This is a genomic window from Streptomyces brasiliensis, from assembly GCF_014647875.1.
Lineage (GTDB): Bacteria > Actinomycetota > Actinomycetes > Streptomycetales > Streptomycetaceae > Streptomyces > Streptomyces brasiliensis.
On sequence record NZ_BMQA01000039.1, the window covers coordinates 56,518 to 66,948 of the forward strand.

5 protein-coding genes are annotated in these 10,431 nt (G+C 72.8%); 3 read left to right on the forward strand and 2 right to left on the reverse strand.

Features of this window, described 5'->3' with window-relative positions; genetic code table 11:
• The first annotated feature begins 3 nt into the window (after positions 1 to 3).
• Entirely contained in the window at positions 4 to 1,287 is a 1,284-nt protein-coding gene (locus IEZ19_RS36050; RefSeq protein WP_189315602.1) for an ROK family transcriptional regulator, read from the forward strand.
• A gap of 734 nt (positions 1,288 to 2,021) precedes the next feature.
• Here the strand turns inward: IEZ19_RS36050 and fusA are convergent.
• Positions 2,022 to 4,094 (reverse strand): elongation factor G, encoded by a 2,073-nt coding sequence (gene fusA, locus IEZ19_RS36055; protein ID WP_189315603.1) that lies wholly within the window; start codon positions 4,092 to 4,094, stop codon positions 2,022 to 2,024.
• An 817-nt stretch (positions 4,095 to 4,911) separates the two neighbouring features.
• Between fusA and IEZ19_RS36060 the strand changes: the two genes are divergently transcribed.
• Positions 4,912 to 6,147 carry an MFS transporter gene (locus tag IEZ19_RS36060; RefSeq protein WP_189315604.1) on the forward strand — a complete coding sequence of 412 codons (1,236 nt, stop codon included), beginning with the start codon at positions 4,912 to 4,914 and terminating at the stop codon, positions 6,145 to 6,147.
• A gap of 40 nt (positions 6,148 to 6,187) precedes the next feature.
• Here IEZ19_RS36060 and IEZ19_RS36065 read toward each other — a convergent pair whose 3' ends face one another.
• Positions 6,188 to 7,165: a TrmB family transcriptional regulator gene (locus IEZ19_RS36065; protein ID WP_189315605.1), complete on the reverse strand. Its 978-nt coding sequence runs from the start codon at positions 7,163 to 7,165 to the stop codon at positions 6,188 to 6,190.
• Between the two features lie 185 nt (positions 7,166 to 7,350).
• Here IEZ19_RS36065 and IEZ19_RS36070 point away from each other — a divergent pair.
• The coding region (locus IEZ19_RS36070) for a S8 family serine peptidase (protein WP_189315606.1) at positions 7,351 to 10,431 on the forward strand (3,081 nt) is incomplete at its 3' end.

The window sequence follows — 10,431 nt, forward strand, 5'->3', positions numbered from 1 at the left end:
CAGGTGGTGGTGCGGGGTGGTCGTACGGTGCGTGACCTGCGGCGGGAGAGCCGCGCGGCCGTTCTGCAACGGTTGTATTTCGACGGGCCGATGAGCCGTCACGCGCTGGGTTCGGCGACCGGGCTGAGTTCGGGTTCCATCAGCAATGTGGCGGCGGAACTGCTCGCCGACGGGCTGCTCGAGGAGGCGGGCAGCGTCGACTCGGACGGCGGGCGGCCGCGCACCCTGCTGCGGGTGGTGCCGGGGAGCGCGCACATGATCGGTGTCGATGTCGGCGAGACGCGGGTGCGGGTGGAGCTGTTCGATCTGACGCTCACCGAACTCGCCCGTGTGGAGAGGCCGTTGACATCGAGCGGGTACGACGTCGACGTGGTCGTCGGCCATGTCCGGGGCGGCGTGGCGGAGGTCCTGCGGACGGCCGGAACGGCGGCGGGCGATCTGCTGGGAGTGGGCATCGGAGTGCCCGGGATCGTCGAACCGGGCGGCGCCGAGGGCGCGTTGGTGCATGGCCAGACGGTCGGGTGGGACGCCGTACCGCTGGAACGGCTGCTGCGCCGGACCGGTGAGCTCCCGCCGCAGGTGCCGTACTTCATCGACAACGGCGCCAAGACCCTGGGGCAGGCCGAGATGTGGTTCGGCGCCGGGCGCGGGGCGCGCAACGCCGTGGTGGTGCTGTTCGGTTCGGGGGTCGGGGCGTGCCTGGTCACCGAGGATGCGGAGCAGGGGCGGGCGGTCGAGTGGGGGCATCTGACGGTACGGGTCAGGGGGCGCCGGTGCCGGTGCGGTGCGCGGGGCTGTCTGGAGGCGTACGCGGGCGCGGAGGCGTTGCTGGCGCGGTGGCGGGAGGCGGGCGGACGGCCGTCGGCCGGGGCGGACGAGGAGACGGCGCTGACGGAGCTGCTGGCGGCGGCGCGGCCCGGGGACGGTGGGGAGCCGGACCCGGTGGCGTCGGAGATCCTCGCGGAGACGGCGGAGTTCCTGGGCGCGGGACTCTCGGACCTCGTCAACCTCTTCCAGCCCGAGCGGGTTCTGGTGGGTGGCTGGGCGGGGCTGCAGCTCGGCGCGGCGTTCCTGGAGGAGGTGCGCGGGCATGCGCTGGCCCACGCCTTGGCCTACCCGGCGGGCCGTGTCGACATCCGACTCGGCCGACTCGGGCCGGACGCGGTGACGGTGGGGGCGGCGATTCTTCCGCTGGCGGACTTCTTCGGCCGTGGCGGGGTGCCTCCGGCGGTTCAGCAGGTTTCCTCGCCTGCGTGGCGTGCGGCGTTGGACGGGAGGCTGGCGTAGGGGCGGCGCCGGGGGTTGCCCCAGCCGGGGCTTCCTGGTGGGCGGGGTGTGGGCTGACTCGTCGCCGTAGGGGTGCGGATCGGTGGCAGGCTGCGGGTCGTCTGTGGCTGGTCGCACAGTTCCCCGCGCCCCTTCGGGGGCGGTGAGGACGGGCGGGGTTCGTCGGGACCGTTCGTGCAGCGACCGGCAGGCGCAGTGGGCGCGTGCCACGCTGGACGGGAGGCTGGCGTAGGGGGCGGCGCCGGGGGTTGCCCCGACCGGGGCTTCCTGGTGGGCGGGGTGTGGGCTGACTCGTCGCCGTAGGGGTGCGGATCGGTGGCAGGCTGCGGGTCGTTTCTGGCTGGTCGCGCAGTTCCCCGCGCCCCTTCGGCGGCGGTGAGGACGGGCGGGGTTCGTCGGGACCGTTCGTGCAGCGACCGGCAGGCGCAGTGGGCGCGTGCCACGCTGGACGGGAGGCTGGCGTAGGGGGCGGCGCCGGGGGTTGCCCCGACCGGGGCCTCCTGGTGGGCGGGGTGTGGGCTGACTCGTCGCCGTAGGGGTGCGGATCGGTGGCAGGCTGCGGGTCGTTTCTAGCTGGTCGCGCAGTTCCCCGCGCCCCTTCGGGTCGGGGGTTCACCGGGCGTGGCAGCCGACGCGCGCCCGCGACGGTGTCACCGCTCCGTCCGCAGTGGCGTCGTACAGCTGACAGGCTTTCGGGTGCGGGCGGCTTGGGCCACCGCCCGCACCCTCGGGCGCTACTTCACCCGCGCATCCGCCGGAGCCGCCGCATAGCCCGTCGGCCGGGTGGTGAACGTGCCCCGGCCCTGGGTGCGGCTGCGCAACCGGGTCGCGTAGCCGAACAGTTCGGCCAGCGGCACGGTGGCCGTGAGCACCGCCACGTCGCTGCGGGCCGCGGAGCCCGTGACCCGGCCGCGCCGGGCCGCGAGGTCACCGAGCACCCCGCCGACGGCCTCCTCGGGCACGGTGACCGTGACCTCGGCGACCGGTTCCAGCAAGGCCAGTTCGGCCAGGCGCAGGGCCTCGCGGAGACCGAGTCGGCCGGCCGTCCGGAACGCCGTGTCCGACGAGTCCTTCACATGCGTCGACCCGTCGGTCAGGGTGACCCGCAGCCCGGTCACCGGATGCCCGCCGAGCGGCCCCTCGGCGAGGGCGTCCCGGCAGCCGGCCTCGACCGCGCGAACGTACTCCTGCGGCACCCGGCCGCCCACGACCGACGAGCGGAACTCGAAGCCCGCGGCGCCGGGTTCGGCGTCCATCGGCTCCACGTCCAGCACGACATGGGCGAACTGCCCCGCCCCGCCGTCCTGTTTGACGTGCCGGAAGACCAGTCCGGTCACGCCCCGGACGACGGTCTCCCGGTACGCCACTCGAGGACGGCCCACATTGACCTCCGGACCACCGTCCCGGCGGACCTTCTCGACCGCGACGTCGAGGTGGAGTTCGCCCATGCCGGAGAGCACGGTCTGACCGGTCTCGGCGTCGGTCCGCACCACCAGCGACGGGTCCTCCTCGACCAGCCGGGCCAGCGCCGAGGCGAGACGGCCGGTGTCGGTGCTCCTGCGCGCCTCCACCGCGACGGACACCACCGGGTCGGCGACCGTCGGCGGTTCCAGGACGAGCGGGGCGTCCGAGGCGCACAGAGTCGAGCCCACGCGGCTGGACTTGAGCCCGACCACGGCGACGATGTCCCCGGCGACCGCGCGCTCCAGCCGCTCGTGCCGGTCCGCCATGACGCGCAGGATCCTCGCGACCCGCTCGGCGCGGCGTGTGCCCGGGTCCCACACGGTGTCTCCCTTCTCGAGCGTTCCGGAGTAGAGGCGTACGTACGTCAGCCGCCCGGTGGCGGTGGCGTTCACCTTGAACGCCAGTGCCGCGAACGGGGCTTCGGGGTCGGCGGTCCGCCGCTCCTCGACGCCGTCGTGCGTGCCGCGTACGGCGGGCACGTCGAGGGGCGAGGGCAGATAGGCGACCACCGCGTCCAGGAGAGGCTCGACGCCCCGGTTGCGGTACGCCGATCCACACAGGACCACAACTCCGTCACCGGTCCGGGTCAGTTCACGCAGGGCGGCGGTGAGAGTCGGGGCGGACAGGGCGGACTCCGCGCAGAACTCCTCCAGCGCCGGCGCGTTCAGCTCGGCCACGGCCTCCTCCAGCCGTCGTCGTCGCCGCCCGGCCTCCTCGCGCAGCGCGTCGGGCACCGGCCCTTCCTCGACCGTGCCCTCGCCGTCGGCCCAGACCAGCGACCGCATCCGCACCAGGTCGACCACCCCGGTGAATCCGTCCTCGGCGCCGATCGGCAGCTGCACGACGAGCGGCACCGGGTGCAGCCGTCGTCGTATCGACTCGACCGTCGCGTCCAGGTCGGCGCCCGCGCGGTCCATCTTGTTGACGAACGCGATGCGCGGCACGCCGTGCCGGTCCGCCTGGCGCCACACCGACTCGCTCTGCGGCTCGACCCCGGCGACGGCGTCGAACACCGCGATCGCGCCGTCGAGCACGCGCAGCGAGCGCTCGACCTCGTCGGCGAAGTCGACGTGGCCCGGTGTGTCGATCAGGTTGATGCGGTGGCCGTCCCAGGCGCAGCTGACGGCCGCGGCGAAGATGGTGATCCCACGGTCGCGCTCCTGGGGGTCGAAGTCGGTGACGGTGGTGCCGTCGTGGACCTCACCGCGTCTGTGCGTGGTGCCGGTCGTGAACAGGATCCGCTCGGTGACGGTGGTCTTGCCGGCGTCGACGTGGGCCAGGATGCCCAGGTTGCGGACGGTGGCGAGTGGAGTGGTGAGGTGGCGGAGAGGTTCGGTGCGCACGGCCCGATGCCTTTCGTGGAGTGTTCCGGAAAGGGACGGCGCGATGTGCCGAGACGCGGGTGGTGCTTCGTCGACGAGGCAGCGGCGACGAGCCGCCGTTGACGGATGTGTGCGTCACGGATTCCGGTGCCGGCCGCGCTGCGGGCACCGGGCGTGCGGGGACACGAGGATCACCTCGTAGCGGGCGCGGGGAACGACGACAGCGGTGCGGTCACGCACGGCCGGGCTCCCCTCACTCGTCGACCTGATCACGAAGGCGCGCCGCCGGTCGGGGGCGGCGCGCGATGTGTGGTGAGTGTAGGGACGACCGCGCGGCCGGGGCATCCGGTTTTTCGATGGCCGAAAATTTCGTATTGCCGTAGGCGAGGCCGTCTTGACGCGAGCCGGAAATGGAGCTGCCGCCACCGGAAGGCCGTTGACACGCCCCGAAACGGTTACCTCTATTCCGGAGATCCCCGTTCGGCCCGATTTCTCCGGGCTCTTCCCCGAATTCACGGAGGTGGCAGTCGCGGTGGCAATCGGGTACGGATCGGGATCAAGTGTGCCGCGGGCCGCGTTCGCCCGGCATTTTCCGGACATTCATCCACCGGGCCGCGCCGACGCCCGGGCATCGACGGTGTGCTTTCACGACCGCTCGGGCCTGGCACTGATGTGCAGTTCTCGTGAAGTCGTGTCTGGTAAACGGCGTACCGGACAGTGTGGAGATCGCCGAGTCCGTACTCGAAATGGCCAGTGAACCCCCTACTCCAAAGGCAACAGGCTTAATCTGTTCCGCGAGCATCCTTTAAGCGACGGCGAGCGAACGGATTGGACTCGATTGGACACCCAGAAGACGCGGAAGGCGAAGTTCGCCGTGCTACGCCGAAGCACGCTGGTTCCGGCCCCCGTACTCATCCTGATCCTCGGAACCCTCTTCTCCCGCGTCGGCGACTCGCTCGCCTCCATCGGACTCGTGCTCGACGCGGCGGACGACAACATCCGCTGGGGCGTGACCGAGGTGTTCCTGGCCGACCTCGTGCCGACGGTGATCGCCGCGCCGGTCATCGGGTCGCTCGTGGACCGGGTCAGCGCCCGGTCCGTATGCCTGTGGGCACTGGCGGTCCAGGCGTTGTCGCTCGGCACCGCCGCCGCCGTCGAGGGCTTCCATCTGCGGGTGGCGCTCATCGCCGTGTCCGGGCTGGCCGGCGTGGCCTCCGTGGCCGCCGGCTTCAAGATCCTGCCCGTCGTCGCGGGCGAACAGCACACCGGCCGGGCCAACAGCCTGCTCACGGCCGGGCTTTCGGTGGCGGGCCTGCTGGGACCGGCGCTCGCGGGCTTCCTGCACTCGGTGTGGGACACCGCGGTGCTGCTCGGCGCCGACGGCGCCTCGTTCCTGGTCCTCGCCTGGTGCACCGCGATCGCCGTCCCCCGCTCCGTCGACGTGGCGATCGGCCGCCGGCCCGCCGCCAAGCTCTCGGACGGCTACCGGGCGCTGCGGGACGCTCCGGTCGTGGGCGCCCTGATGCCTGCGCTGGCGGCGGCGATGCTGGCGACCAGCATCGAAGTCGTGGCGGGCGTCTACTACTTGCGTGACATCGTCTCCGGCAACGACACCGTCTTCGGCCTGTTCCTGGCGACCTGGGCGCTGGGCTCCATCCCCGGGGCGCTGCTCGCGGGCCGGCCGGGCTGGGCGAACCGGCACACCGCGCTGATCCTCGGCGGCGTGCTCGGCATCTCCCTCGGGCTGCTCCTCGCCGGGCTGATCCCCGTGGCGGCGGTCGTCTTCCCGCTGTTCCTGCTCGGCGGTTTCGGCAACGGCGTGTGCAACGTGGGCCTGCGCAACGCGGTGCACTCCAACGTGCCGGCCGAGGTGCACGGCAGCGCCTGGGCGTGCTTCCAGGCGCTGTCCCGGTCCTGCATCGGCCTCGGCTATCTCCTGGGCACGCCCAACAGCCTTGTCTCCAGCCGCGGTCAGGTCATCACCTCCGGCGCGATACCCCTGGTGTTCGCGCTGTGGGCGATGCTCTTCACGGTCCGCCGCAGGCCGACCCCGCTCGGGGAGGCCGCGGGCTGACGAGGCACCGCCGCACACCGGTGAACCGGGCGCCACGCGCTCATTGAAGCCAGCCCCGCCGTGCGGCCTGGGCCGCGGCCTGGAAGCGGGTGGTGGCGCCGAGGTCGGTGATCAGGCGGTGGATACGGCGCTGTGTGGTGCGCTGACTCCAGCCCTGGATACGGGCGATGGCGGCGTCCGTGCAGCCGGAGGCGAGGAGTCCGAGCAGAGCCAGGGTGTCGGCGTCGGGGCCGCCCGGCTCCTCGGTCCGCGGGTTCGTGTCCCGCAGCGGCGTCGCGCGCTCCCACTCCGCCTCGAAGAGGGCTTCCAGTGCCGTCAGCATCGGTGAGCGGTGGATCAGATAGGCGGCCGAGTGGCCGCCGGGCGCGAGGCTGAAGGGGATGATGGCCCACCGGTCGTCGACGACGACCAGCTTCAGCGGCAACTCGGTGAGCACCCGCGCCTGTTCGCCGACCCTGATGCTCGGCAGGATGTCGTTCCTGAGGCGCCCGGGCCACGCCACCGCCGCCCGGTCGTAGATGACGCGGTGGGCGACACCGGTCCGCTGCCGCCGGCGTTGGGTCTCCAGGTTGCTGCCGGGACGGTCGATGTACGGCGGCCGGTCGAAGGCGCGGATCTGGTGCCGGGCGTCGTCGGTGAGCCGCTGCACGGCCGCGCTGATGTCCTCGTGACTGGTCAGCAGCTCCACGGCGATGTTCGGATCGCTGATCCGGTGCGCCTCCCGGTGCCTATCGGCCAGGTGCCGGACCAGGGAGCGGGCCGCCTCGAGGCGTTTCTCGCGCTCCTGGATCAGTTCGCTGACCGCGACATCGGGAGCGGCGGCGGTGAAGTGCGGCGGGCGGCCCGCCGATCTGGTCGCGAGCCCGCCCCGCACCAGCGCCGACAGCAGTCGGCCGACCGTGCTCACGTTCAGCTCGCAGGCGCCGGCGACCTCCGAGGCCGTACTGCGGGGCAGTCCGACGAGTGCGGCGTAGACGAGTTGTGTTTCGTCGCTGAGTCCGACGATGTCAAGTTCCATTACCACTCCGGTCGTTCCTGGCCGCACGCCGCCACCTGGCAGAACTCGGCCACGGTCACATCCTTGCGCCCCGTCCGCACCGCTTGGCATCTTCCCCTGGAGACAAGGGGCGTCGTCCCGCGCCGGTGCGCGGGCCCACGTCCCTGTCGTTTGTCTGCACTACGAACCACCAGCAGAAGGTGCCCATGCCGCTTGCCCGTTCCTCGGTTCCGAGACTTCTGCGCGCCTGCGCCGTCCTCGTCCTGACCGTCGCCGCTACGACCGCGGCGCTGCCCGCGTCCGCCGCGCCACCCACGCCCCGCACTCCCCTGGACCGCACCGCCCCCCAGCGACCCTCGCACGCGCCCGACGCGCAGCGGCACGGCGCCGTCCCCGGCCAGGTGCTTGTCACCCTGGACGAGGGAACCTCGGTCACCGGCGCACCCCTGCCCGGTACCCGGGCCGCCGCCCGCGCCCCGCGCACCAGCAGCCCGTCGCTCGACACCGAGTTCCGGGCCGTCGGCGCGACATCCCTGCGCCCGCTGGTCCGCGGCAGCGAGACCGCGCTCCCGCACACCTACGTCCTGACCACCGCCCGGCACGACTCAGCCGCCGTCGCCCGCTCCCTGCGGGACGCTCCCGGAGTCGTGTCCGCCGAGCCCAACCGTTACGTCAACACGATGAACACCGGGGCGAGGCACCTGACTTCGGCATCGGTCCACTCCTTCCCGGGCGCGTACACCGCCGGTCCCGAGAGAGCCGGCAAGGCGCCGGGAGCGGCGGGGGCCGTACCGTCCAACGACGCCCTGACCACCTCCGCACAGGCCTTCCTCAACGCCGGTGGCGTGGACGCGGTGGGCGCCTTCTCCCTGCTCCAGGGGCGCTACGGTCAGCAGCCCGGCGCCGGGGAGACCATCACGAACGTCTCCGTCGGTGACCTCACCGACCAGTCGATGGCCGACGCCGGCGACACCTATGTCCGCTCCAACGGGCCGACCACGGTCCTGAAGGACGGTCGGCGTTATCTCGATCTGCCGTCGATGCCGCTCATCCCGGCCTACGTGGCCAAGGACGACGGTTCCCTCGACGGTGCCGCCGCCACCGAGAACCAGGACGCGACCCTCGACGAGGTCCTGCTGGACTTCAGCGTGATGGCTCCCCTCGTCCACGACCGGCAGCGCCCCGACGCGACCGGCAGCGACTACACCGACCTCCTCGGCATCGCGCCCGGCGCCGACTACCGTCTCGTCGTCCCCGAACAGCCGACGACCGACCGGATCGCGGGCGCCCTGCTCGCCGCCGCCCATCAGTCGCCCCGGCCCGACGTCATCACGGCCAGCCTCGGCTTCGGCACCGACTCCGAGGGGTTCCCCGGCCGTTACCTCGAGGACGACCCGGTCATCCGCCAGGTCGTCACGTCCCTGGTCCACGACGAGGGCATCGTGGTGTCCATCTCCTCCAACGACGGCACCCGGCTCTACACCCCCGCCTCCGTCGGCCCCGACGGCGGCAGCACCCCCACCGACCTCGCGCCGAACGACCGCTCCGCCACCGCGATTGCCGACGACGCCGAGTCCACGACCCCCTCGCGGGTGCCCGACAGCGGGGCGATAGCCGCCGGCGGCAGCACCCTCGACGACACCCTGGCGGCGGGACCGGACGGCGACGCCACCACCGCCGAGACCCGGATCAGCGGCTTCGGCACCTTCTCCTCGGGCTTCGGCAGCCGTGTCGACCTCTCGGCGCCCAGCGACAACATCCTCGCCTTCTCGCACACGCCAGGCGGCTCGGCCCGGGACGTCAGCGTGTCCCTCAACGGCGGTACGTCCGCCTCCGCCCCCGAGATCGCCGCCGCGGCGGCCGTGGTCCTGCAGGCCGGACGGCTCGGCGGCCGCCACCTGACGCCCGCGCAGGTGCGGGACATCCTGGTGAAGACCGGTCGCGCGGTCCCCACCCCGCCACAGATCGACCGCCCGCTGCACGTCGGCCCGCAGGCGGACGTGACGGCCGCCGCCGAGAGGGCGCTGGGCGAGGAGTCCGGATCGCCGTCGCTGGTACGGCTGTCCGTGGCACACCGCGTCACCGTCGGGGACCTCGGCGGCGCCTTCCTGGAGACCACCGACCCGAACCGTATCGACCTGGGCGACCGGTCGTCCGGCGGCAACGGCGAGGGGCTGGCCGGCCCGGTCACCTTCGCCGCGGACGTCACCGGCGTGAGCGGCCGCGGGGCCCGGTACACCCTCACGGTCGGCTCGACGGTCTTCCGCTCCGCCACCCCGGCGATCCGCGTCACACCGGCCCGGCTCCTCGCGGCCGCCGGTCTTCCGCTCACCTCCACGGAGGACCGGCGGATCACCGTGCCGTACCGCGTCCTGCTCGACGGCCACACCCGCGCGAGCACGAGCCGCACCCTCACCCTCGGCCCGAGCGACGGCACCTACGCGGAGGCCACCGCACCAAAGGCTCCCGCGACGGTCGGCGCCGGGCGTCCGGTCACGGTCTCGTACGACCTCACCGGCGTCGCGTCCACGTCCGATCCGCAGCTCGTGGTCTCCACGGTCGGCCACTGGAACCCGGACCTCGCGCCGCTGTTCACCGCCGGCTGGCATCAGGCGCTGACCGAGACCAAGGGAACGGTCACCATTCCGGCGGACGCGTTCGTGGGTGGCGGTGGCCTCTACGGCATCGGCATCGTCCAGAGCGGCTTCGGCGGCAATCCGCAGCACGTGAGCTACGGCGAGTTCGCGCCGATCCGGGTGGCCGGCGGTACGGCGGCGGACCGCCCCGCCGCGCCCGCCTTGACCGGAGCCGACGGCATCGCCACGCACACCGCAGAAGTCACCCGCGCGGCTTCGGAGTTCACGCTGCAGTACGACGCACGTGCGGTGCCCGGAGCGCGTGGCGCCGAGGTGGAGTTCTCCGCACCGGCCCCGACCCTGCACGGGTCGCTCAACACCTTCACCAACGCCAACGGCACGGGTCTCGACCACGACGGGGTGAACGGCCCCTCCGTGCTCCACCGGAAACTGCCCGCCGTCGCGGGATCGGTACGGCTCGACGCGGCGGCCCTCGGCCTGGGCAGCTCGGCCAGTCACAACGCCCGCGTGCTGGCGCTGGACGGAAGCGGCCGCGTCGTGGGCCAGGCGTCCCCGCTCTCGACACTGACCTTCGACGACGGGTACGCCCCTGACGGCGCGTCCGTTTCCGGCTTCGCCGCGGCCGGTGCCGAGGCTGTCGCACAACCTCCCCTTGGTGAAGGTCAAGAGCGAGTTTCGGCTGTGTGCCTG

Bases quoted from the DNA above. Each gene is read 5' to 3' on its own strand.
- IEZ19_RS36065 (WP_189315605.1), bottom strand. From the start codon at position 7,165: ATGGAACTTGACATCGTCGGACTCAGCGACGAAACACAACTCGTCTAC.